The sequence below is a fragment of the Enterococcus phoeniculicola ATCC BAA-412 genome (assembly GCF_000407505.1).
Taxonomy (GTDB): domain Bacteria; phylum Bacillota; class Bacilli; order Lactobacillales; family Enterococcaceae; genus Enterococcus_K; species Enterococcus_K phoeniculicola.
Map to the genome: position 1 here is coordinate 844,228 of NZ_ASWE01000001.1, position 22,926 is coordinate 867,153.

27 protein-coding genes are annotated in these 22,926 nt (G+C 36.2%); 24 read left to right on the forward strand and 3 right to left on the reverse strand.

What is annotated here, in order from left to right; genetic code table 11:
• Nucleotides 1-20: 20 nt before the first annotated feature.
• Nucleotides 21-1,196, forward strand: a complete 1,176-nt coding sequence (locus tag I589_RS03795; RefSeq protein WP_010769450.1) for a hypothetical protein — start codon at nt 21-23, stop codon at nt 1,194-1,196.
• Between the two features lie 162 nt (nt 1,197-1,358).
• Nucleotides 1,359-2,165 (forward strand): hypothetical protein, encoded by an 807-nt coding sequence (locus I589_RS03800; protein WP_010769449.1) that lies wholly within the window; start codon nt 1,359-1,361, stop codon nt 2,163-2,165.
• A gap of 106 nt (nt 2,166-2,271) precedes the next feature.
• On the opposite strand, the gene I589_RS03805 is transcribed toward I589_RS03800, so the two are convergent.
• Nucleotides 2,272-2,667 (reverse strand): DUF4430 domain-containing protein, encoded by a 396-nt coding sequence (locus I589_RS03805; RefSeq protein WP_010769448.1) that lies wholly within the window; start codon nt 2,665-2,667, stop codon nt 2,272-2,274.
• A 75-nt stretch (nt 2,668-2,742) separates the two neighbouring features.
• On the opposite strand from I589_RS03805, the gene I589_RS03810 reads away from it, so the two are divergent.
• From I589_RS03810 to I589_RS03825, 4 genes are all read left to right on the forward strand, one after another.
• A complete protein-coding gene (locus I589_RS03810; protein WP_010769447.1) occupies nt 2,743-3,261 on the forward strand; it encodes a hypothetical protein in 519 nt (172 codons plus the stop codon).
• Between the two features lie 40 nt (nt 3,262-3,301).
• Nucleotides 3,302-4,444, forward strand: coding sequence for a tRNA epoxyqueuosine(34) reductase QueG (queG, locus tag I589_RS03815; protein ID WP_010769446.1), 1,143 nt, complete (start codon nt 3,302-3,304; stop codon nt 4,442-4,444).
• 174 nt (nt 4,445-4,618) lie between these two features.
• A complete protein-coding gene (locus I589_RS03820) occupies nt 4,619-4,819 on the forward strand; it encodes a cold-shock protein (RefSeq protein WP_010769445.1) in 201 nt (66 codons plus the stop codon).
• A 259-nt stretch (nt 4,820-5,078) separates the two neighbouring features.
• Complete coding sequence (locus I589_RS03825) at nt 5,079-5,537, forward strand: DUF2798 domain-containing protein (RefSeq protein WP_010769444.1); 459 nt, start codon at nt 5,079-5,081, stop codon at nt 5,535-5,537.
• A 62-nt stretch (nt 5,538-5,599) separates the two neighbouring features.
• On the opposite strand, the gene I589_RS03830 is transcribed toward I589_RS03825, so the two are convergent.
• The gene (locus I589_RS03830; protein WP_010769443.1) at nt 5,600-6,253 is read right to left on the reverse strand and encodes a hypothetical protein; all 654 of its coding nucleotides are present in this window, start codon (nt 6,251-6,253) and stop codon (nt 5,600-5,602) included.
• A gap of 647 nt (nt 6,254-6,900) precedes the next feature.
• Here I589_RS03830 and apf point away from each other — a divergent pair.
• From apf to dhaM, 6 genes are all read left to right on the forward strand, one after another.
• Nucleotides 6,901-7,491 (forward strand): aggregation-promoting factor, encoded by a 591-nt coding sequence (gene apf / locus I589_RS03835; RefSeq protein WP_010769442.1) that lies wholly within the window; start codon nt 6,901-6,903, stop codon nt 7,489-7,491.
• A gap of 221 nt (nt 7,492-7,712) precedes the next feature.
• Complete coding sequence (gene glpK / locus I589_RS03840) at nt 7,713-9,224, forward strand: glycerol kinase GlpK (protein ID WP_010769441.1); 1,512 nt, start codon at nt 7,713-7,715, stop codon at nt 9,222-9,224.
• Nucleotides 9,225-9,245: 21 nt separating this feature from the next.
• A complete protein-coding gene (locus I589_RS03845) occupies nt 9,246-9,968 on the forward strand; it encodes an MIP/aquaporin family protein (RefSeq protein ID WP_010769440.1) in 723 nt (240 codons plus the stop codon).
• Between the two features lie 142 nt (nt 9,969-10,110).
• Nucleotides 10,111-11,094, forward strand: coding sequence for a dihydroxyacetone kinase subunit DhaK (dhaK, locus tag I589_RS03850; protein WP_010769439.1), 984 nt, complete (start codon nt 10,111-10,113; stop codon nt 11,092-11,094).
• 12 nt (nt 11,095-11,106) lie between these two features.
• Complete coding sequence (gene dhaL, locus I589_RS03855) at nt 11,107-11,688, forward strand: dihydroxyacetone kinase subunit DhaL (protein WP_010769438.1); 582 nt, start codon at nt 11,107-11,109, stop codon at nt 11,686-11,688.
• Nucleotides 11,681-12,049, forward strand: a complete 369-nt coding sequence (dhaM, locus tag I589_RS03860) for a dihydroxyacetone kinase phosphoryl donor subunit DhaM (RefSeq protein ID WP_010769437.1) — start codon at nt 11,681-11,683, stop codon at nt 12,047-12,049. Before dhaL ends, dhaM begins: the two co-directional genes overlap by 8 nt.
• 125 nt (nt 12,050-12,174) lie before the next feature.
• Here the strand turns inward: dhaM and I589_RS03865 are convergent, their stop codons facing one another.
• On the reverse strand, nt 12,175-13,290 hold the full coding sequence (locus I589_RS03865; protein ID WP_010769436.1) for an NAD(P)/FAD-dependent oxidoreductase: 1,116 nt from the start codon (nt 13,288-13,290) through the stop codon (nt 12,175-12,177).
• Nucleotides 13,291-13,541: 251 nt separating this feature from the next.
• Between I589_RS03865 and I589_RS03870 the strand changes: the two genes are divergently transcribed.
• The 12 genes from I589_RS03870 to sapS all read left to right on the forward strand — a co-directional run bounded on the left by I589_RS03870 (nt 13,542) and on the right by sapS (nt 22,892).
• Nucleotides 13,542-15,032, forward strand: a complete 1,491-nt coding sequence (locus tag I589_RS03870; RefSeq protein ID WP_010769435.1) for a phosphohexomutase domain-containing protein — start codon at nt 13,542-13,544, stop codon at nt 15,030-15,032.
• A 103-nt stretch (nt 15,033-15,135) separates the two neighbouring features.
• On the forward strand, nt 15,136-15,309 hold the full coding sequence (locus I589_RS18280; protein ID WP_010769434.1) for a hypothetical protein: 174 nt from the start codon (nt 15,136-15,138) through the stop codon (nt 15,307-15,309).
• Between the two features lie 29 nt (nt 15,310-15,338).
• Nucleotides 15,339-15,545: a hypothetical protein gene (locus I589_RS03875; protein ID WP_010769433.1), complete on the forward strand. Its 207-nt coding sequence runs from the start codon at nt 15,339-15,341 to the stop codon at nt 15,543-15,545.
• An 83-nt stretch (nt 15,546-15,628) separates the two neighbouring features.
• Nucleotides 15,629-16,030 (forward strand): organic hydroperoxide resistance protein, encoded by a 402-nt coding sequence (locus tag I589_RS03880; RefSeq protein WP_010769432.1) that lies wholly within the window; start codon nt 15,629-15,631, stop codon nt 16,028-16,030.
• A 344-nt stretch (nt 16,031-16,374) separates the two neighbouring features.
• On the forward strand, nt 16,375-17,316 hold the full coding sequence (locus tag I589_RS03890; RefSeq protein WP_010769431.1) for a pre-toxin TG domain-containing protein: 942 nt from the start codon (nt 16,375-16,377) through the stop codon (nt 17,314-17,316).
• 76 nt (nt 17,317-17,392) lie between these two features.
• Entirely contained in the window at nt 17,393-17,818 is a 426-nt protein-coding gene (locus I589_RS03895; protein WP_010769430.1) for a hypothetical protein, read from the forward strand.
• 19 nt (nt 17,819-17,837) lie between these two features.
• Nucleotides 17,838-18,197: a hypothetical protein gene (locus I589_RS03900; RefSeq protein WP_010769429.1), complete on the forward strand. Its 360-nt coding sequence runs from the start codon at nt 17,838-17,840 to the stop codon at nt 18,195-18,197.
• Nucleotides 18,190-18,747: an RNA 2'-phosphotransferase gene (locus I589_RS03905; RefSeq protein ID WP_010769428.1), complete on the forward strand. Its 558-nt coding sequence runs from the start codon at nt 18,190-18,192 to the stop codon at nt 18,745-18,747. The genes I589_RS03900 and I589_RS03905 overlap by 8 nt, the downstream gene beginning before the upstream one ends.
• A 273-nt stretch (nt 18,748-19,020) precedes the next feature.
• Entirely contained in the window at nt 19,021-19,287 is a 267-nt protein-coding gene (locus I589_RS03910; RefSeq protein WP_010769427.1) for a hypothetical protein, read from the forward strand.
• Nucleotides 19,288-19,552: 265 nt separating this feature from the next.
• Nucleotides 19,553-20,803, forward strand: a complete 1,251-nt coding sequence (locus tag I589_RS03915; RefSeq protein ID WP_010769426.1) for an MFS transporter — start codon at nt 19,553-19,555, stop codon at nt 20,801-20,803.
• Between the two features lie 366 nt (nt 20,804-21,169).
• On the forward strand, nt 21,170-21,844 hold the full coding sequence (gene sapR, locus I589_RS03920) for a two-component system response regulator SapR (protein ID WP_010769425.1): 675 nt from the start codon (nt 21,170-21,172) through the stop codon (nt 21,842-21,844).
• 13 nt (nt 21,845-21,857) lie between these two features.
• A complete protein-coding gene (gene sapS / locus I589_RS03925) occupies nt 21,858-22,892 on the forward strand; it encodes a two-component system sensor histidine kinase SapS (RefSeq protein WP_010769424.1) in 1,035 nt (344 codons plus the stop codon).
• Nucleotides 22,893-22,926 lie beyond the last annotated feature (34 nt).

The window sequence follows — 22,926 nt, forward strand, 5'->3', positions numbered from 1 at the left end:
CGCAGAGAAGGGATGATAAAATGAAAAAAGCAACTTTACTTGTTGGGGCAGTAGCTGGGCTATTTTTATTAGCCGGATGTCAGGGGCAGTCAGCAAAAGAACAATTTATCGACACGTATAAAAATCAGGCGGATACGAAGAAATACAATGCTTCTGAGTTTGATTTTAAATTTGACGATATAAAAATCAAAACAGATGAGGGAAGCGCACAAGCAGCGATGATTGCTACGCAGCTAAAAGATATTTCTATTTCTGGTGATTTTCTAACTGATAGCAAAGGGGAAGACTTTGAATTCAATATGAATATTAAAGCATTCGATCAAACCCTACCTATTGAAATGATTCAAGCAGATGATGAACTCTACTTGTCAGGATCAACCTATACAGGAGCTATGGATCTTATTTCTGCATTTGGAATACCAGTTGAAGTAGACAAAGCGAAAAAAGATGAATTAAAGACAAAATATATTCCATTGACAGAATCGATGCTTGAAGAGTCTGGTTTAGATGAACAGGCAGATGTAAGTGCAGATGATAAAAAATTACTCAAAGAATTAAGCGACGGCAAACTAAATGATTTATTTAAAGATTATGTAGATGCAAAGCTTAAAGAGGATGATTTTAAAAAAGACGGAGATGAAATCTCTCATACATTTACAAAAGAAGAGTTAGAAGGATTTGTTAAATACGTTAAAGAAAATGGTTCAAAAACACTAAAAAGCTATGTAGAAGATAATTTTACTTTCTTAGATGAAGTGGATAAATTTACGTTGAAAACAACAGTAAACACCAAAACTGACAAAACGAAAGCTACAATGCACATGAAACAAGAAGAAGTAGAATTGAAGTTTACAATCAGTTTAACGCCTAAAGAATCAAAAGAAAAAGTTAAAAAGCCAAATAAATTAGATATTATTTCTGAAGAAGAAGCATCTCAATTATTTGGAGAAGCAATGGGTTCGAGTTACGGATATAATGATTCCTATGATGAAGATGATTATGATTTAGATGATTCCACAGATAACTATGATTTAGGGGACTACAAATTATCTGACGATGAATTTAAAGAAATTTATGATGAACTTGCAAAAGGAAAAGATCTACTAACAAAAGAGGATGTTGAGGAATACCTAGACATCGTGGAGTCAATGCTTACAGATGAACAAGCACAACAAATACGTGATTTAGTGAAATAAGGTAATAGAAGGTGGGATATAACTTAATTAGTTATGTTCCATCTTCTTTTTATATGCTTCTTCTTACTGATAAAGGGGGAAAAGATAGAAATTCGTGCATTTATGAAAAATTTGCTATAATAAAAGAGGAATTTTTATTGCTAGACAGTAAGGAGGGGTTCTATGAATAAGCAGCATGCTTATTATCAGACCTTAATTGAAGTAGTTTCAGAGGCATTTAGTAATGCTGAAGTGAAACGACAAGAAAAGCCAAGAATTAATAAATTAATTGAAGAAACAAGTCAGTTATTCAAACAGGCAGAAAAAGAGTATCGTTGGCTCAATGAGCAAGAAAATCCTCTATGGGAGTATGAACAATTATTGGTGAATGGCTATCAAATTGATAGTTATTGGAGCTGGGGAGAAGTAGAACACCTTAGCGAACATGCCTCCATTGATTACTTTATTTGTGTATCTGCTTCTGGATTTGTGGCTGGTGCTGTTGCTAAACAAGGAGAAACTTACCACAATAGATTATGGCCTCATATTTTAGGAGATACAAGCATGACTCAAGCTCTTCAATCCTTACGAGAAAATATTTATCAAGGACAATTTGTTGCTGATAATCCGTTTGTAAACATCCTACATAATCAACTAACCATTAATGCCCGACCAGACAGATTAGAGACACTGACTTTTGAGCAGCAACGACAAATTACAAAGGAGAATCCAAAGCACTATTTGGATTTCACTACCATGTCGGATATTCAAGCAGATGTTTTTTATAAAGTCATTAATTCAAAGCTTGTTTCTTTTAACTTTTTTGATGCACTTCCTGATGAGAAAAAAGGCGCTTCAGTCGATTACTGGACTACGTATAGAGAAGCTTTACTTCTTCTGGCAAAAGGAGAGGTCAAGGAAAAAAATTTGCAGTTTGTGAAGATAAATCATCCAAGACGCGGGATGGAATATGGATTGTATATTCGATAACTCACACAACAAATAGTTTGATTTTGAAAATAGACAAAGAGTAGGGAATAGATTCATTCGCCAATGAATCTATTCCCTACTCTTTATTGTTTTTATGCATATATGATTAACTTATTTTATCTAATGTAAACACTATTTTATCTCCTTGTTTCAATACAACTTCTTTAGCACCAACTGGACTCATCTCACCGTTTACTGTAAACAGCCAATATTTACCTGCCGCTTCATCTTGTGTATTCCCATCAATAGAGGTGATAAACCCATCTGTTTCTTCTATTGAAAAGGAAGATTTTATGGCAGTTAGTAAGTCTTCTCCTTCAGTCACAGTTAACTTCTTTGAATCCTTTTGCTTTCCATCAACAGACAATGTGACCGTAACAGAGATTGTACTTACAATACTGCTAGAGGTTGTTTGCGATGGTGTAGGAGCAGTATCGCCACTACAGCCAACAAAAATAGTTGTAGAAAGAGCCAGTAATAAACTAAAAACAATTTTTTTCATCTCATAAACTCCTATTCCATAGTATAATAAAAACGAACAATTTAACTCTACCAAAAAGAGAGAAGGAATGAAAGCATGCCAAAAAAAATAAAATGGTCAACTTTAATGCTTGCACAATTGGCATTGCTTACTGCTTTTTGTGTCATTGGACGCTTACTTACACAGCCGATACCTAATGTCCAGCCAGTAACAGCTATCTTGTTTTTAGTAACTCTTTATATGGGGGTTCTTCCTGCAATGATTGTGGGTGGTTTATCAATCGTGATAACTAATCTTTATTTAGGGATGGGTATATGGACCATTGCACAAATCATCACTTTTTGTTTGTTGTGTATACTGGTTGCTGGAATCAATTGTTTAATCCCTTTGAAAAATCATACTGGAATCATGTTGATTATTAGCTTTGTTAGCGGGTTATTATACGGTTTCCTCATATCAATTTTGTTAGCTCCATTTTGGGGAGTAAAAAGTTTTTGGCCTTATTATTTTTCGGGATTGCCATTTGATTTTATGCATGGGGTGGGAAATGCTTGCTTTTATCTGTTATTTAGTTTCCCAATTTCCTCTATTCTAACCAAGCGATTTTTAAAATAACTATTTTTTATGCCATAGTATAGAAAGAAGTAGAAAATATATGAATTTAAAAGAAAAAATAATTGCTCAAAGCAAACTACTCGGAATTGATAAAATCGGATTTGCTTCAGCAGAACCGTTTGATTATTTAGAGGATTCACTGAGAGAGCAAAAAGACAAAGGACATACCTCCGGGTTTGAGCATCCGGTAATTGAAGACCGGCTTTATCTAGAACGGACATTTGAAAATCCACAAACCATTATCTCTATTGCATTGGCTTATCCAACCAAAGCCCGGGATAAAGTTCCAAGAGATGAAAAAAGAGGTCAATTTGCTCGAGCTTCCTGGGGCATTGATTATCATGAAATTCTTCGCGATCGATTAGGAAAATTAATCGAGTTTATTAAAGAAGAAGCAAAGAACGATCAAGAAGCAGAACAATGGCGGTTTGCACCACAAGTAGATACGGGGGAATTAATTGATGTTGCAGTCGCCCAGCGCGCAGGTCTTGGATTTATTGGACGTAATGGGTTACTTATTACAGAAGAGTTTGGTTCCTTTGTCTATTTAGGGGAAATTATCACAAATATTACATTCACTCCAGATGAACCTGTTCCGTTTGGCTGTGGGGACTGTACGCGATGTATTACAGCGTGCCCAACTTCTGCATTACTAGGAGATGGCCGAATGAATGCCAAACGATGCTTGTCTTATCAAACGCAGACCAAAGGCATGATGCCAGAAGAATATCGAAAGAAGATGCACAATGTTATTTATGGTTGTGATATCTGTCAACTAGTTTGTCCATACAATAAAGGGAAAAACATTCATTTTCATGAAGAAATGGAACCAGACATAGAAACGGTTTATCCTAAATTAAAACCGATGCTTTCCATGTCTAACAAAGAATTTAATGAAAAATTTGGTCACCTAGCAGGTTCTTGGCGAGGAAAGAAGCCTCTTCAGCGAAATGCAATAATAGCCTTAGCTAATTTAGGGGATCGAAGCGCTCTTCCGGAAATATGGATGGCAGCGCATGATATACGACCGGTAATACGAGGAACAGCCGCATGGGCGATAGGGAAATTAGGAAAAAAAGAAGTTGATTTGTGGCAGCCTAGATTATCCAGCTGGTTGGAAGAAGAACCTGAAGAAGAAGTCATAAGAGAAATAAAAAAAGCACTTGAAATGTTTGAAGGATAAGCTGAGGATAATTACTTTACTTTTTCCTACCAGCATGATATACTTCTTTTTGTAGTATGGTTGTTGAATAAATGAATAGGCTAATTCATTCATCTGAATGGTTCAGTTCCTCTTTTTTTATACGCAAAAGTATTGCAAATAATTCGTGCGTATGCACAAACGGAGGAATACATTATGAACACAGGTACAGTGAAATGGTTTAACGCAGATAAAGGTTTTGGATTCATCACTCAAGAAGACGGAACTGACGTGTTTGCACACTTCTCAGCTATCCAAGGCGACGGCTTCAAAACTTTAGACGAAGGTCAATCAGTTACTTTCGACGTTGAAGAAGGCCAACGTGGCTTACAAGCAACAAACATCCAAAAAAACTAATTTAAACTAGTGAAAGCAATCCTTTTATGGGATTGCTTTTTTTATTTGCCACAAAAATAGATTCAAGAAAGAACTATAAAAGAGACATAATTAACTGATGATTAATGAGCCTAGTTTCTTTATTACATAAAAATAGAAAGTTTCTCAAGAGGAGTAAAAATATTTTTTTGAAAAAATCATTGAAAATTGCAAAAAAAAACTTACGAAGAAATTTTTTTTATGATAGGATTTTAGATGTTGTAAAAAAGGAGGAAATAATGTGCCAAAATCAAAAAAAGAAAGTTTACTCTTAACTTCGGTTATGTGTTTTCTAATGGTTCTTGGAATGAGTACGTACAATTTGATACTACATGACTCATTTTCATGGACTAGTTTAGTAACAGGACTAATTCCTGGAATTGTAGTTGCCTTTATTCTGGACGTATTTATTGTTGGGAAAATTGCAAAGGCTATTGCGTTCAAGCTTCCAATCAGTAAAGAGAAAATGATTTACATGATTTTAACAATCTCAACACTTATGGTAACAGGAATGGTCTTATGCATGTCACTTTTTGGTATTTTAATTGAAGGGGGCATTCAAGAAAATATGGGCGCTCTTTATATAAAAGCTGTTGCGTTTAATTTTATTGTGGCTCTTCCATTGCAACTATTAATCGTTGGCCCTATCTCAAGATTTGTTTTAGGAACTTACCAAAAAAGTCAATTAGTCGAGTTATAGGAAACAAAGGCAGGACAAACACCCAGGAGAAGGTTTGCTTTTCTGGTGTTTGTCCTATATTTTTATTGACGTTTCAAAGTGATAGTATTTAAGCTTTCAAAAAAGTCCAATAATTTTTTTGCACCAATCACTTCTTTAGAAAAACCTACCTTCGCCTCTTTATCCGCCAAAGTTAAAGTATAAGGTTTCGTTTTATGATAGGTTGTATAAATTGAGACAGTTAGATTCGCTAAGGTTTGTCCAAAAAGTTCATTTATTTCTTTGTAATAATGAATGGGTTCGCCAATTTTTCCTTCACATAATATTTGAGCACCTGATAGAAGCTTAAATCCAATAATGGTCTCAAAGGGAATCCGTTTTACTAAACTGAGACTAGCAGTGTGGGCATTACCAAGTCCAATTAACTGGCTGTTGTAATCTACATAAAATTTATAATAAACATATGAACATGTTTGACCAATAATTTCTATGCTGGGGTGAAAAGGCAGGGACATAATCCGCTTTTGATAACTCAATTCTTTTTCGTTTGCGATTAATTGTTTTTTATGAGGTCTAAAGATATGAGCTGGTAAATGCCAGAAAATCAACAGACTACCAGAAAGAAATAAAAAGAAATTCAACAATAGAAACTCTGATAATAAAAAACTGGACAAAACGGCTACGGCCACCACTAAAATACCACCAACAACACACCATGATTCTTTCCTCATTTTCATCAATCATACGCTCCTTTAATTAGGTATAGACCAAAACAAGTAAAGTCTATCACGAACAGCAAAAATATGAAAGCGATAACAGAAAACTGTTAGAACAAAAGAAAGAATTGACAAAATTTCCATAGATTACAAAGTTAGTTAGAAATTTCTTTAATAGAAATGTTTACTATAAAAACGAGTAGAGAAATTCCAATATTAATAGGTAGAAAAATTGGTTCTTAACGTTCTATACAAGAGTTAAGAGGCGATACCGCAAGGAAAAAGTTTTAAATAGACATTAAAAGAGCAAAAAATTGTTTGCTATACATCAAAATTCATTACTGAAATCACCTATTTAAGTGTAAAAAAAAGCAAAAAAGATAGAAAATCCTTGAAATTTTTCTGTAAAATTCAACATATTTGATTTGAAATTTTATATTTTTCAAAGTAAAAATAGTTGTTTTAAAAAAAATAGTTGTTAATTTCCAAATTATAGATCAAAGAAACGTTGATTTGACGGTATTTTCAGCATATGTGTCATAAAAGATAAAATAAACATTGTTCTGCAATCAAATGTCACAGATTTATTACCTATGAAATGTTTTGTGATGTTAAAGTGATACCTGTCGTTAAGCGATACAGACGACAAAGAAAAGGAGAATGTTTACATGAAATCACTTAAAACACTTTTACTAGGAGCAACATTAGCAGCCGGAGCAACCGTCATTTTAGGTACAGCAGACGCACATGCAGATTCTTTATATAAAGTTCAAACTGGAGATACACTATCAACAATTTCTGCTAAATACTCTGACGATAGCAGTCTAATTCATGCAATCGCAGAAAAAAATGAAATTTCAAATATTAATTTAATCTTCACAGGTCAAGAATTAGTTATTCCTACAGATGATGGTGAAGTAGCTGAAGCTTCAAGTCAAACACAAGAAGCTTATACAGAACCTGCGAATACACAAGAAGCTTATACAGAAGCTGCACCTGCAGAAACTTACGTAGAAGAAACACAATCTGCACCTGCAACTACTTCTTCTGCAAAAGAATGGATTGCTCAAAAAGAATCTGGCGGTTCTTATTCAGCAACTAATGGAAAATACATTGGTCGCTATCAATTAGATTCTTCTTATTTAAATGGAGATTATTCTGCTGAAAACCAAGAACGTGTTGCTGAAAACTATGTTGCTGAACGATATGGTTCATGGGAAAATGCACAAGCATTTTGGTTAGCAAACGGCTGGTACTAAGAAACAAGTAGAGATCGCTTCGGCGGTCTTTTTTTTTATCAAAAATTGGAATCATTTCATTGGTAAAACGCTTACTTTATCGTTTATTATAGACGTGTTAGAATAATGAAGAGAGGAGGTCTGTTTTTTTCTACTTTCAGAAAAATATTCTGATAAAAGAAGCAGCATAAGCAAGAAGAAAATTTTAATTGTCATTAAATGAAGAGGAGTGGGATTATAAAATGGTTGAACAATACATTTTATCAATTGACCAAGGAACAACAAGCTCAAGAGCCATTGTATTTGATAAAGCAGGAAAACAAATAGCGACTTCACAAAAAGAATTTACCCAGCATTTTCCAAAAGCAGGATGGGTAGAACATGATGCGAATGAAATTTGGAACTCTGTTCAATCAGTAATTGCAGGTGCTTTAATTGAAGGAAGCTTGCGCCCCCATCAAATTTCTGCAATCGGTATTACAAATCAGCGTGAAACAACCGTTGTTTGGGATAAAGAAACCGGTATACCTATCTATCACGCGATTGTGTGGCAGTCAAAACAGACAAACGAAATTGCTGATGAGCTGAAAAAAGCAGGTCACCAAGAGATGATTCAAAAAAAGACAGGACTAATTATTGATTCTTATTTCTCAGCAACAAAAGTAAAATGGATTTTGGATCATGTGGAAGGGGCACGCAATCGCGCCGAAAAAGGAGAACTTTTATTTGGAACAATTGATACGTGGATTGTCTGGAAGCTAACTGGTGGAAAAGCACATGTTACTGACTACACTAATGCGAGTCGAACGATGATGTACAATATTTATGATTTAACTTGGGATCAAGAGATACTTGATTTATTGGCTATTCCTAAAATTATGTTACCTGAAGTTCGTTCAAATTCTGAGATTTATGGCTATACAGAGGACTACCATTTTTATGGTCAACAAGTACCTATCGCAGGAATGGCAGGCGATCAACAAGCAGCCTTATTTGGTCAGACAGCATTTGAAAAAGGAATGGTCAAAAACACATACGGAACAGGTGCATTTATTATCATGAACACAGGAGAAGAACCAATACTGTCAAATAATGGGTTACTAACGACGATTGGTTATGGCATTGATGGAAAAATCACCTATGCTTTAGAAGGAAGCATTTTTGTTGCAGGCTCAGCTATTCAATGGCTACGTGATGGTCTGCGAATGTTTACAGATGCACCCGAATCAGAAAACTACGCAAAACAAGTACCTGATAGTGATAATGTGTATGTAGTTCCTGCATTCACCGGCTTAGGTGCTCCGTATTGGGATCAAGAAGCAAGAGGGGCAATTTTTGGGTTGACACGAGGAACAACAAAAGAGCATTTCATTCGTGCAACGCTAGAATCTCTTGCCTATCAAACCTGTGATGTAGTAAAAACAATGGCTGATGATGCACATACTGAAATTAAGCTGTTACGTGTTGATGGTGGCGCATCAAAAAATGAATTATTAATGCAATTTCAGGCAGATATTTTACAGACACCGGTAGAGCGTGCCGCCTTTTTAGAAACCACGGCATTAGGGGTTGCCTATTTGGCCGGACTAGCGGTTGGTTACTGGAAAGATTTAGATGAAATTAAAGCATTGAATCAGACGGGGAACCGTTTTGAACCAAAAATGGAAAAAGAAGTCTGTGAAAACTTGTATGCTGGTTGGCAAGATGCAGTTCAGGCAACTATGCAATTTAAACACCGACCACTTGAAAAATAAGTCTAGAAAGAAGGAAAATATATGGATTCGTCTGTGATGACTCAATTTATTGGTGAAGTATTGGGAACGGCAATCTTAGTCTTGTTGGGTGATGGCGTTGTAGCAGGTGTGAGTCTGAAAAAATCAAAAGCTGAAGGTGCAGGCTGGATTGCTATTACATTAGGCTGGGGTGCCGCTGTGTCAATTGCTGCCTATTCTTCTGGGTACCTTTCTTCTGCTCATCTAAATCCTGCAGTTACCTTAGGAATGGCGATGGCTGGAAATATCGGCTGGGATTTAGTTGCTCCCTATATTGCAGCTCAAATGGTTGGTGCGATAATTGGTGCGATTCTTGTCTATGTACAATATATGCCGCATTGGAAGGAAACAAAGGATCCAGCAACTATTTTAGGAACTTTTGCCACAGGACCTGCCATTAGAAGTTATGGTGCAAATTTAATAAGTGAAATCATCGGCACCTTCATTCTAGTATTTGCGTTACTCTCTTTTGGTACAGGTGATTTTGGCGCTGGGTTGAATCCATTGGCGGTTGGAGTTCTTATCATGGCAATTGGTCTTTCTCTTGGCGGAACAACTGGCTATGCAATTAATCCTGCTAGAGATTTAGGTCCGAGAATTGCCCATGCTTTTTTACCTATTCCAAATAAAGGAGATTCCGATTGGGGATATAGCTGGGTACCTGTAGTTGGTCCAATGATTGGCGGAGCATTAGCGGCTGGTTTGTTCATGATGTTACCTATTTAAAACGATAAAATTTAAATTGTGCAACTATTGCTATTACAGGTGTGATAAGCGAGTGCCATATTTTTGGGAAACAATCTTTACTTGTGATATATTCGTGCATTTATTACACCTTTTTAAATAAACGATTGAAGGAGAATACGGTATGAAAAAAATTATCAATGATCCTAAGGACGTCTTAGCGGAAATGACTTCTGGACTAGTCGGCGCTTATCCAGAAAAGCTGGAACAGATACCAGATACGTTTGTCATAAAAAGAAAAGTGAACGCACAGCAAGTCGCACTAGTGAGCGGCGGTGGAAGTGGTCATGAGCCTGCTCATGCGGGATTTGTTGGTGACGGAATGTTAAGTGCGGCAGTTTGCGGACAAGTTTTTACTTCTCCAACACCCGACCAGATATTCGCAGCTATCCAAGCAACAAATGAAGGAAAAGGTGTTTTATTAATTGTCAAAAACTACTCAGGTGATGTAATGAACTTCGAAATGGCGCAGGATATGGCTGATTTAGAAGATATCTCTGTAGGGTTTGTCTTGGTAGATGATGATATTGCCGTAGAAGATAGCACCTATACTCAAGGACGACGTGGCGTTGCGGGAACTGTTCTGGTCCATAAGATTTTGGGCGCTTGGGCAAAAAATGGTGCATCTGTTGAACAGTTAGAGACTGCTGGAAAAGAACTAGTCGAAAAAATTAAAACAATCGGCGTGGCTTTGTCTGGTGCGACAGTTCCTGAAGTAGGAAAACCTGGTTTTGAACTTGCTGAGGATGAAATCGAATTTGGTGTAGGAATTCATGGAGAGCCCGGTTATCGACGTGAGAAGAGCAAATCCTCTAAAGAAATGGCAAAAGAAATTGTTGAGAAGCTAAAAGCTGAATTTCAATGGGAAAAAGGAGATAGCTACGGTGTCCTAGTGAATGGCATGGGTGCAACACCTCTAATGGAACAGTATATCTTCTTTAATGATGTAAAAGCCATTTTAGAAGAAGAAGGCGTGGCTATCTCCTTTAGCAAAGTCGGAAATTACATGACTTCAATTGATATGGCTGGTCTTTCTTTAACGATGATTCAAACAGATCAGGCAATTTTAGATGCATTAAATATGCCTGTAGATACTATAGCTTGGTAAGGAGGAAACGGCATGTTTACACCCGAAAATTTATTAGTAACTATTCAACGTTTTGATGAAAAGATTCAAGCAAATAAAGACTATCTAAGTGAGTTGGATACACCAATTGGCGATGGAGACCATGGGAATAATATGGCTCGCGGGATGTCTGCCGTAATGCAAGCAGATATTCATGGAAGCTTGTTTGAAGAATTTAAGACCATTGCAATGACGTTAATCAGCAAGGTAGGTGGGGCATCTGGTCCGCTTTATGGAACCGCAATGTTAGAGATGGCAAAGGCCAGCAAGGATACAAATGATCCTGTTGAAATATTAAGTGCAGGGATTGCAGGAATTCAAAAACGTGGAAAAGCAACGCTTGGAGAAAAAACAATGCTTGATTTATGGATTCCAGCTGTAGATGCAGTAAAAGATGGAACCTTAACGCCAGAATTAGTAACTAATCTCACAGAAAATACAAAGGACCTGATAGCGACAAAGGGTAGAGCTTCTTATGTAGGGGAACGGTCAAAAGGACATATTGATCCTGGGGCAATGTCTTCAAACTATCTTTTCCAATCCATGATTGAAGCGGGGGTTTTTACTCATGAGTAGCGCAATCTTACTTGTTTCACATGTTGAAGAAATAGCAAAAGGGATTCAACGGCTTTTGTTAGAGGTTGCTAAAGATGTCACAGTGGTGGTTGCAGCTGGGCTAGAAGATGGAGGTGTCGGCACTTCTATGGAGCGTATCTCAACAGGAATAGACAGTATCTCTGAAGAAACAATTTTAGCTTTTTATGATTTAGGAAGCGCAAAAATGAATTTAGAGATGGCCATGGAAATGACTGAAAAAGAAGTCCGTCTTTATGATACAGCTTTTGTGGAAAGTGCATATACAGCAGCAGCACTGCTTCAAGCAGGCGCAGAGTTGTCCATGATTGAAGAACAGATAGCAGAACTGAAGATAAAATAAAATAAGCCCTATGTGACTATACTGATGTAGTGCCCCAAAAAATTAGACCAAAAATCTAACGTTTGGTGGTCGTTACAGATTACTCAGCTAGCACATAGGGATATTTTCATGCGTTACTTACAGAACTACCTTTTTTGGATATAGGTTTCCATCTTTTTTTGATAGAGAGTACTGTCAAATGTATTTGTTTGGAAATAGTTTGCCAGCAGATATCCGATGTATGGTCCTGTTGTTAAGCCAGATGAACCTAATCCGCTGGCAACAACAAGTGTTTCATCATCAGGCAAAGGACCAAAAAAGGGAGCAAAGTCAGAGGTATACGCTCTCGTTCCTACTCGAAAGTCTGGCAAGTTACCAGAAAAAAGAATATCAGATGAAAGAAACGGCTGACTGACTGTTCGCAAATGCTCATATGCTTCTTTGGTAGGCGTTAAATCAAAACCTTTGTCATTTTCATGAGTCGCACCAAGTAAAATCGTTCCATCAGAAAAAGGAATAAGATCACTTTCTCCATCTAGCATAGCTACTGGCCAATGCGTACTTTCTTTAAAATTAGTGGTAAAACTGAGCAGTTGTCCTTTCTGAGGACGAATATCTACCTTATAATCCAGTGTGGTTAACAACTGATTTAACCCTGGCCCCGCCGTAAGTGCCACGAAATCAAAAGTATCGATAGATTCGCCAGTTTCACGCTGGCAAATTACCCAATGATTTGCTTCTTTTTTTATGGCTACAGCCATTTGGCAAAGAGTAACTCCATTTAGAGCAGCTCGTTTTTTTAGTCTGTTTAGGTAGGCTGCACCGTCTAGACGTCCGCCACCAGAAATCTTTAGAGCAGGAAATTTTCCTAAAAGAGGAAGCTGCTGCTGAGTTTGCTCTGCAGATAATAACGCAATCTCCCCAATTTCAGGTGCGTCTTGCTTTCTTTCTTCAGCAAGAGAAGCTAAGTCAACTAAATCATTTTTTTTCCGAAGAAGTAAGGTCCCAGATTTTGTATAAACTGAGTGATCCAGCTGAAAATCAACGACGAGCTTTTCATAAAATGCAGCTCCCTCTTTTGCCAGCTGATACCATTGCTTATTTCTGCGTTTTGAAAGCCAAGGAGAAATAATTCCTGCACTTGCTTTGGTTGCTTGTCCTACTTCATTATCAAAAACGGTCACATGAACGTTTGGCTTATCTAAATAGCTGGCTAACGTCATACCAATAATTCCGCCACCAACAATTGCAATTTTTTTCATTGTGCTGCTCCTTATTTTCTATTTTCTTTCCATAAGACACTTTATTTTGACACAAGAAAGAAAAACAAACAAGATTTCTAGTCTAACCCATCTGGAAATTATACATAAAGTAAAAAATACCAAAAAACCTTTTTGAATTTAGGTATTTTTTGCTATAATTAAGTTAACTAGAAAATAAATCATTTTCCTCCTATTTCTATTGGAGGATTCCACATTCTAAAGGACAAATAAAAAGTACACGGAGGAAGAAAATGAACGAAAAAATGAAAGCGTTACAAAACGGATCGGATATTAGGGGAATAGCAATTGAGACACCCGAACATAAGGAGACTCTTACTGAAAGAGAAGTTTTTTTCATTGGGAATGGACTTGTAAATTGGCTGCGAAGTAAAGGAAATAGTGGACAATTAAAAATTGGTATTGGGCGGGATAGTCGATTGAGCGGACCAGCACTCCAAAAAGCGTTGATTAATAGTTTAATAGAACAAGGAGTAGAAGTCATTGATTTTGGCTTAGCAACGACCCCTGCCATGTTTATGGCTACGCAATTTCAGGAATTTTCCTGTGATGCCGGAATTATGTTAACAGCAAGTCATTTACCGTATTATTTCAATGGGATTAAGATTTTTAGTAAGGAAGGTGGGGCTGAGAAAGAGGATATCCAGTTTATTTTGACAAATACACAGCGAGAACAAAGTGCTTTCGTTGGAAATGTAGAAGAAAAAAATATTCTCCTTCCATATGCCAAAGACCTTGTAGAAAAAATTCGTAAGGGCATGAAGACCACACAAGAGAATCCATTAAAAGGAATGAAATTAATTGTCGATGCTGGAAATGGGGCAGGTGGCTTCTTTGCAGAATATGTTTTAAAGGAGCTAGGAGCAGACACAACAGGTTCTCAATTTTTGGAGCCAGACGGACGGTTTCCTAACCACATTCCAAATCCAGATAATAAAGAGGCAATGGCCAGCATACAATCAGCGGTATTAAAAAACAAAGCCGATTTAGGAGTAATTTTTGATACTGATGTAGATCGTTCTGCTGTAGTTGCAAAAAATGGCGAGGTTATTAATAGAAATAGCTTGATTGCTGTTTTAAGCAAAATAATTCTAAGTGAACATCCAGGTACAAGTATCGTCACTAACTCTCCAACTTCAGATCACTTGAAACAGTTTATTGAGGAAAATGGCGGGAAACAAGTGCGATATATTTCGGGCTATCGAAATGTGATTAATAAATCTATTGCGTTAAATGAGGAGGGAATTGATAGTCAGCTAGCAATTGAAACAAGCGGACATGCTGCGTTTAAAGAGAATTACTTTCTGGATGATGGTGCGTATGTCATTGCGAAGCTGCTCATGCTCTTGCCAAAATTACAAGAGAACGGACAAACGCTTGATACGCTGATTCGCTCTTTAAAACAGCCCGAAGAGACGACTGAAATTCGACTTCGCTTAGCCGGTAAAAACTATCGGAATGCTGGAGAGACAATTATTGCAGAGCTTCCAGAATATTTAGAAGAGGAAGAGGGGGTCATTCTTGACCCTGAAAATGAGGAGGGCGTTCGATTTAAAGTAACGAGTCCCTATGGAAGCGGCTGGTTTTTATTAAGAATGAGTTTGCATGAACCCCTACTTGTATTGCAAGTGGAGAATGATTTCAAAGGAAATAATCAAGTTGTTATCGAAAAATTAGCGAATTTCTTCAATAGATATTCTAATATTGAAAAAAATCAAATTTAACGCATTTTATTTTAAATATCGAATGATTGCGCTTGCATTTTTTTGAGTCTTTGTCCATTATAAGAGTATAGATAATGAGGAGAAGGGTAAAGGAAGTGCAAAAATGTATGTGGTTCAAGTATTACATGGCTATATCAGCCAAACAAACGGCTGGACAAGAGCTGCTTCAAATGCGAGAAGATTTGATACTTATGAACAAGCTGCATTTCTTGCAAGACGCTGTGGAGGGGTCGCGTTGCTTTTTGAGGACGTAAAAGAAAATGTCTTTGATTCTTAAAAATGGGCGTAATTATTTGAGGTGAAAAAATGTTAGTAAAGTTTCTTGTTGGAATGATTGTTTTTACTTATGGAACCAATTTTTTAGTTTATTTATATCTAAAAAATCAAAAAAAGGTTGGGATTTTAGAAAAACTATCGATTTATTTTGGTATTAATATGTCTGTCATGCTTGCAGATGGTGTATTATTATTTTTTGGGAAATTATTAGAGGATGGTATTTTAGTTTTTGAATAGTTTTCAAGCAAGATTTTTGTTTTCTTCATCAAAAGCACCTACAATGAATAGGTAATAATAAATTCAAAAGGGAGCGAAGAACAGTGAAAAAAGTATATGAAACAGCAATGATTAATCATGGCGGACGTGAAGGCGAAGTACAAGCGCCTAATGGAACGATGAAAATGAAAATCACAGCACCAAGTATTCATAGTGAAGGAACAAATCCGGAACAACTATTTGCGGCAGGATATGCTTCATGCTTTAATGGCGCTCTACAACATATGCTCAAAGAAGAAGGAATTAAAGCTGATTCAGAAGTAAAAGCTCGTGTATCACTTTATACATTAGAAGATGGCGGCTATACTATCGGTGTCATTTTAGAAGTACACATTGATGGAATGGACAAAGAAAAAGCAGAAGAAATGACTGATAAAGCACATGCGTTTTGTCCCTATTCAAAAGCAACAAAAGGGAATATTGATGTGGAATTGGTCATAGTCTAGAAAACAGTAAATCATTTAAAGTAAGCCTTTTGAGTAGTAGATTGCTCGGAAGGCTTTTTTTTGAGGGTGGGACATAGCTAATTAAGTTATGTCCTACTCTCGTAAAATCTTAATAAAGGAGCGACAATTTTTTGATACAATTAGCGAAGAATTTTCAAGAAGAAATCGGCAAATCATTCAGCAGTTAGAACAGGGAGAATCAGATATTTCTATCAAACAAAAACGACTACAAATTCAGCTTGAAGATATTTCTCACAAGAGACGGAGCATCATACAGGAGGAAAAAGATGAGCATTGATATGTATGTTTCTTCTTCGCAGGATTAAGCAACGAGTGTCAGTAATATGTGTAGGGAACAAATCCAAAGCTATCAGTCCTTACAAAAAGCGATTTCACAATTTACGTTAACGACGCCAAATTTAAAAGGGGCAACGTATGATTCTGCGAAAGCGTATTTTTCTAATGTATTGTATCCATTGGCACAAGGAGGTATGATACTATCAGAAGCGGTTGAAAAGGCAGTCAGCGCATTTCCTGAAGAGTACCTATCACAAGTAGACAGTATAGATTTAAAGCAGTCAGAGTTAGAAGAACAAATTCGTGAAATCAATCGATTACTAAATGAAGCCAGAGAGATTCGGACACAACTAATGTCTACTGCAACGGGAGAGACCTCACTGTTTCAGTTAGGATCCAATCTGGTGGTCATCGGTATGTACACGGACGTTAAGAAAAAATTAGAAGAAAAGTTACGAAAATTATTGTTATTTGATGCGCGCTCTACACTGATATTCTTAGAAATAGATAGTTTAAGAAAAGCAGTAGCCAAAGGAATAGAACAGACAAAGACCGCTTGGAATGGAGCAACGGGAACGTTCACTGTTCCTAATGACTTATCATGGAAAACGACGATTCAGGAAAAATGGACTACGTATGAAATGGAGAAGGAACCAGAAATAGACATCCGGGAAGAGGTTTACCCAAATGGCCCAAACGGAGATATAGTGATATACAACGTATATGTCAATGGTGTGTATGATGATAAACAATCAAATGAATTGAACACAATGATAGCAAAAAATCAGCTGAAGGAAGGATTACATTTTGTTGGTGAATTTGTTCTTATCAATGATATTTATCGAGTAATCAATGGAAAAGATTGGTTATCTGGAGAAGAATCCAGTCGTTTAAAAGCTGCGGAGTGGTTGGCTTTAACAGCAATACCTGTAAGTAAATTAGCCAAGATAGCCAAAGAGATAAAGGCAGGAGATAAAGGCAGGAAATAAAGTATTAAAAGACGTTGATTTAACCGAAAAAGAATGAAAACTATTAAATGATGCAGGTTACTTTAAAGAGGCAGCTGTGAAGGAGACTACTATAGTTGGTGAGAAAGCCAGTGGACTTGGAAAGAATATTGAAAATGTTAACCCTTCGGAAATTAGGTTCAGTCAAACTTCTGTAAATGGTTCTGATGAAATTATTGCTAGTATGAAAGCAAATGGTTGGAAAGGTGACCCAATTGATGTTGTGAGAATGCCTGATGGTAGCTTGACGACTCTTGATAACACAAGGGTTGCAGCAGCTAGAGAGGTTGGAATAGACGTTCAAGCCAATGTTAGAAGCTTTGATACACCTTTACCTGATCAAGCCACAATAGATAGATTTACGACAAAAAAAGGAGTTCCAAAAACATGGGGAGAAGCTATAGAGTTACGAGTTGGAAAACAGAAAGCTGATTTTAGAAATAACAATCCAATGGGGTCGTTTGATTTAGAAAAAATGAAATAGAAAGAATGTGCTTATAGTTATGAAAAAATTTTATATTGAAGAAGACGTATTTATATACCCTGAAGCCTATAACAAATTAATTGAATTAAACTTGGTAGATTTTGATGTGTGGTATTTAATTGAGTCAGGTCAAGCAACTAGAAGGTACCATGATTTGAAAGAAAGGTATCCTAATAGAAAGTTAATACCCTTTGCAAGAAGAGACGATAATGATGATATAGCTTGTTTTGAGATTGGAAAAGAAAATAGAGTTCAATTAATTCATGATTTTACTACAGAAGGTTTTGAACAAAGAGGTGAATTTGAGGATTTATGGGAATGGGTAGAATCTGCTGTTAAAACAATGGTCGAATATAATCGGGAGGAAGAAATTGTCTAAGGGAATAAACTATACAAAATTGAGTAAAGAAGTTTCTTATGCATTACGTCATGTTCCATGGGAATATGAGTTAGAACTAGATAAAAATGGTTGGGTGCCAATTGACCAATTATTACAAGCCATTCATCAGTCTGATGAATGGCAAAATGTAGAACTCGATGATTTAAAAATAATGATTGAGAAATCAGAAAAAAAGAGACATGAGATTAAAGAGAATAGTATTCGAGCATTGTATGGACACTCTATTCCAATGAAAATAGTAAAAGAAGAAGCTATTCCTCCTAAATTACTTTATCATGGGACTGCACATGATTTTTTATCTGAAATTGAAAAAATTGGTTTATCTCCTATGTCTCGACAATATGTTCATTTATCCGAAGATATAGAGACAGCTATTTTAGTAGGGAAAAGAAAAGAGAAGAATCCGATTATTTTAGTGATTAACACAGAAAAAGCTAGAGCGAAAGGGATAAAGTTCTATTTGGGAAATGAAAAAGTTTGGCTAGCAGATAGTATACCCTCAGAATTTCTTGAATTATTAAAAAAGTAAAGCTATTTTTTTAATTCTGTTTTTAGATGATTAAAATAATGAAAAAAACTCCATGCTATTTTGCTAGATTCTAAGGGTGAAGTAAAAAAGAGTTGAAAGAATAAACTGTTAATACGAACGGTGGGCATGTTATGCTGAAAAGGTTCGAGGGATAAGGGAAGGTACTAGCTATTTTGTGAGTTCCTCGGGCACTATCAAAAGTCTATACCTAATTACGGTTGGTTTTCTAATTGAATAATTAATGCAAGAGTTATAAGTAAGTAGAGGTGTTGTATGGAAAATATAAGAAAACGGTGTTATAAAATTTTGTCCTTAATTGAAGAAAGTCCATGGAAAGAAGGAAATTATAGTATTGTTAGAATTAAAAGAGCTATCAAGCAGATAGTAAGTGAAATAAATGATGAAGATAGTCTCAGTAAAGTGACTCTTAATATTCAAAGCTTATCCAGAAATTTTGTGGATGATACAGGTGACTACTCTAGTATTATTTTAAAAGAACTAGAGCTGTTGTCAAAAGAATTGAAAAATATAGTTCAGTAAGGACGCAATCGTTAGGGAGAGTCAAAATGTTATAGAGAATACAAATTACGTGAAGTAATAAATCTTTTGCAGGAAAAATGGACAAACAATTGTGAACTACGGAAAAGTAAATTTTTATTGTTTATTGTTATAAAAGAGAAAAACGCTCGGCTTTCTACATCCTTAGTCCTAAAAAAATTCATTCCTCAGGCTGAATGGGTGGATTCCTTTAAATGGTATCCTTTACTTAAGAAAAATTTAAGAGTTGGAAAGTAAGGGTGGAGGAATGAAAAAAAATATATTATTTTTGATTTTAGGTCAAGTGATTTCAGTGTTTGGAGGGGCTATTTTACGCTTTGCACTCTCGTTGTATGTGTTGGATCAGACTGGACGGGCAGATATCTTTGCAACGATTCTGGCTATTTCAAGTATCCCAGTATTATTTGCACCAATTGGGGGTGTTATTGCGGATCGTTTTAATCGAAGAAACTTGATGGTTCTTATGGATATGGCGAATGCACTTTTAGCAGTAGTCTTGTATCTAGTTTTAGGAATGAATCAGGAAATTTTCTTAGTTGGTTTATTACTCTTTATCCTATCGTTTGTGGGAAGCTTCGATACGCCAGTGGTTACAGCCAGTATTCCCTTATTGGTGAGACAAGAAAATTTAGAAAAAGTTAATGGATTAGTCAATGGAGTTCTTTCGTTATCCAATGTTGTAGCACCAATTATTGGGGGAATTCTATATAGCTTAATGGGCGTGCAAACATTAGTAATTAGTACAACAATCTTTTTTATTCTTGCAGCGATCATTGAAAGTTTCTTGAAAATCCCATTTGAAAAAAGACCGATGGAGCATGGAGCGATGAAGACATTAACGAATGATTTAAAAGAAGGTTTCTTGGAAGTAAAAAACAATCGGGTGATTCGGAATGCCGTGATTATTGCAGCATTAATAAATTTTTCATTAGCCTCATTTTTTATTGTCGGAACACCGATTATTTTAAGAGTGGTGTTACAGGCAAGTGATTCCATGTATGGAATCGGTATGGCAATGATTAGCTTTTCTACTATTTTAGGAGCTGTATTAGCAGGTTATTTCTCTAAAAAATTAACTTTAAAAACTCTTTATCGGACGTTTGCTTTATCTGCTGGATTAATGATGCTGATGAATATTGGCTTACTATTTGCTGGAAGCCAAGTAGGAACAACGATTAGCTGGATTTTCTTTTTTGCAACAGGACTTCCTATCGGCATGCTTATGAGTATTATTTCAATTTATCTGATGAGCATGGTTCAACGAATTACACCAAAGCAAAATTTAGGAAAAATTATGTCGATTATCGTGGCTGCCGCTCAGTGTGCTGTGCCAATGGGACAAGTAATACTTGGGTTGATATTAAAACAAACGAACAACAGTGTTTTTCTACCGATGACATTGATTGTACTGATTGTTTTACTTATCTCAATCTGGTGTTTTCAATTATTCCGCCATACTGAAGATTCAGATATCCGCTATGTAGCCAAGACAGACTAATAGGTAGCTATTCTTGTTCACAAGCGAATTAATACATGGAATTCGACAAATAATTTGAGCGTGGGACGTAACTTATACGGTTATCTTCTGCGCTCTTAAAATCTTAATAAAGGTTGAGAAGGGAGACTTATCATCTTCTACAAATGAACTCTCCTTTAGTTGTGGGCTTCGGGCATAGATTGAGCTTGTACTTGTGTTCCAACCTAGGACTTTTTTCGTTTTATAAAAAGATAGGGTAGAAGCAGTTCCTATTTGAAGTTCTTTTCAATGGACAGTAGATACCTTAACTTTTTTTTATTTTCTGGACAATAGAAATGACCAAATGAAAATATTAAGGTAAAATAAAGAAGAAGTGGAGGTCAGACAATGGCTAAAATTATGATAGTAGAAGATGAGGCGGTCATTCGCCAACTATTAATGGAAGAATTGGAAAAATGGAAGTTTACCAGCTTTGGGACCACTGATTTTAATCATGTTTTTGAAGATTTTGAAAAAGAAGAACCACAACTGATATTATTAGATATCAATCTGCCTGTATTTGATGGGTATTACTGGTGTCAAAAAATTCGTGAAGTGTCCAAAGTACCGATTATCTTTATTTCAAGTAGAAACACAAACATGGATATGATTATGGCGATGAATATGGGAGCAGATGATTTTGTTACTAAGCCATTTCAGATTGATGTCCTGATTGCAAAAATCAATGCACTATTGCGCCGTTCGTATAACTATGCGGAAAATAATAGTGAAACGATGACTCATAATGGAATTACGCTAAATGTTGACAATGGCAGTATGGAAATTAATGGAGAGATGATTAATCTCAGCAAGAATGAATATCGTTTATTATATATCTTAATGAAGCAGCACGGTAAAATTTTAACAAGAGAAAAATTGTTGCGTGCATTGTGGGATGATGAACGCTTTGTAGATGACAACACCCTAACTGTGAATATCAATCGGTTACGGAAAAAGATTCAACAGGCTGGGCTTGATAATTATATTGAGACAAAGGTTGGACAAGGCTATATCGTCCCTTAGATAAGGAGAACAAATGACTGTCTGGAAATATATAAAAGATCAATGGTTATTGTTGGTGGGGTGGCTATTTTTTGTGGCATTAACCGGGTTAGTGATGTGGTTAACTCCTGGGCTTTCAGTTGACTGGTCAATTATCGGCTATTTATTTTTAGTTGAAGGGGTGCTGCTAGCTGTTTTTATGGCGGCACATTATGTATTGAAAAAAAACTGGTGGGATAAATTAACGATTACAGAAGAAACCTCTACACTCCAGAATTATTTAGAGGGCGCGGATACACAGGAAGAACTACTGGTTCAAGATTATATTAATCAATTGATACATGAGCATCAGGAAGTTATGCAATCAGCTATCAGTAATCAACAAGATCAAAAAGATTATATCGATTCTTGGGTGCATGAGATCAAAGTTCCTCTGGCTGCAACGCAGTTAATTGTTCATTCGATTGAATATGATATTGATGATAGCAAATTTATGCTGCTGGAAAATGAGCTGTCCAAGATCGACGAATATGTGGAGCAGGTATTGTATTATGCACGTTTAGATAGCTTTTCAAGAGATTATCTTATTCGTGAATATTCCTTAAAAGCACTTATTCAACCCGTTATGAGAAGTCAGGCAAACTATTTTATTCAAAAAAATATCCACTATTCATTCGTTGGAGAAGATCAGACTGTCTTGACAGATGGGAAATGGGTGGCATTTATTTTTCGTCAGATTTTGAGTAATGCAATTAAATACACGCCAAAAAATGGAGAAATTGTGGTGAGCATCACTAAACGAGGAAAGGGCATTACGCTTTCTCTAAAAGATACAGGGATTGGTATTCCTAAAGAGGATATACGGCGAATTTTTGATAAAGGATTCACTGGTGAAAATGGGCGTCTGAGTGAAGAGCATTCTACTGGATTAGGCTTGTACTTAGCTAAAAGTCTTGCAGAAAAACTTGGTATAGAGCTAAGTGTTTCTTCCATTGAAAAAGAAGGGACAACGATGACTCTTTTCTTTCCAGCGCTGACCTTTTATTCCAAAGAGACCGATGACATGTGAAAATGATGAGGTTGTAACCGATATTTTAACAAGA

Bases quoted from the DNA above. Each gene is read 5' to 3' on its own strand.
- I589_RS03810 (WP_010769447.1), top strand. From the start codon at position 2,743: ATGCCAAAAAAAATAAAATGGTCAACTTTAATGCTTGCACAATTGGCA.
- I589_RS03865 (WP_010769436.1), bottom strand. From the start codon at position 13,290: ATGAAAAAAATTGCAATTGTTGGTGGCGGAATTATTGGTATGACGTTA.
- I589_RS03795 (WP_010769450.1), top strand. From the start codon at position 21: ATGAAAAAAGCAACTTTACTTGTTGGGGCAGTAGCTGGGCTATTTTTA.
- I589_RS03830 (WP_010769443.1), bottom strand. From the start codon at position 6,253: ATGAAAATGAGGAAAGAATCATGGTGTGTTGTTGGTGGTATTTTAGTG.
- I589_RS03915 (WP_010769426.1), top strand. From the start codon at position 19,553: ATGAAAAAAAATATATTATTTTTGATTTTAGGTCAAGTGATTTCAGTG.
- apf (WP_010769442.1), top strand. From the start codon at position 6,901: ATGAAATCACTTAAAACACTTTTACTAGGAGCAACATTAGCAGCCGGA.
- glpK (WP_010769441.1), top strand. From the start codon at position 7,713: ATGGTTGAACAATACATTTTATCAATTGACCAAGGAACAACAAGCTCA.
- I589_RS03805 (WP_010769448.1), bottom strand. From the start codon at position 2,667: ATGAAAAAAATTGTTTTTAGTTTATTACTGGCTCTTTCTACAACTATT.
- queG (WP_010769446.1), top strand. From the start codon at position 3,302: ATGAATTTAAAAGAAAAAATAATTGCTCAAAGCAAACTACTCGGAATT.
- I589_RS03910 (WP_010769427.1), top strand. From the start codon at position 19,021: ATGGAAAATATAAGAAAACGGTGTTATAAAATTTTGTCCTTAATTGAA.
- I589_RS18280 (WP_010769434.1), top strand. From the start codon at position 15,136: ATGTATGTGGTTCAAGTATTACATGGCTATATCAGCCAAACAAACGGC.
- I589_RS03900 (WP_010769429.1), top strand. From the start codon at position 17,838: ATGAAAAAATTTTATATTGAAGAAGACGTATTTATATACCCTGAAGCC.
- I589_RS03845 (WP_010769440.1), top strand. From the start codon at position 9,246: ATGGATTCGTCTGTGATGACTCAATTTATTGGTGAAGTATTGGGAACG.
- I589_RS03875 (WP_010769433.1), top strand. From the start codon at position 15,339: ATGTTAGTAAAGTTTCTTGTTGGAATGATTGTTTTTACTTATGGAACC.
- I589_RS03870 (WP_010769435.1), top strand. From the start codon at position 13,542: ATGAACGAAAAAATGAAAGCGTTACAAAACGGATCGGATATTAGGGGA.
- dhaL (WP_010769438.1), top strand. From the start codon at position 11,107: ATGTTTACACCCGAAAATTTATTAGTAACTATTCAACGTTTTGATGAA.
- I589_RS03800 (WP_010769449.1), top strand. From the start codon at position 1,359: ATGAATAAGCAGCATGCTTATTATCAGACCTTAATTGAAGTAGTTTCA.
- I589_RS03820 (WP_010769445.1), top strand. From the start codon at position 4,619: ATGAACACAGGTACAGTGAAATGGTTTAACGCAGATAAAGGTTTTGGA.
- dhaM (WP_010769437.1), top strand. From the start codon at position 11,681: ATGAGTAGCGCAATCTTACTTGTTTCACATGTTGAAGAAATAGCAAAA.
- I589_RS03890 (WP_010769431.1), top strand. From the start codon at position 16,375: ATGTGTAGGGAACAAATCCAAAGCTATCAGTCCTTACAAAAAGCGATT.
- sapS (WP_010769424.1), top strand. From the start codon at position 21,858: ATGACTGTCTGGAAATATATAAAAGATCAATGGTTATTGTTGGTGGGG.
- sapR (WP_010769425.1), top strand. From the start codon at position 21,170: ATGGCTAAAATTATGATAGTAGAAGATGAGGCGGTCATTCGCCAACTA.
- dhaK (WP_010769439.1), top strand. From the start codon at position 10,111: ATGAAAAAAATTATCAATGATCCTAAGGACGTCTTAGCGGAAATGACT.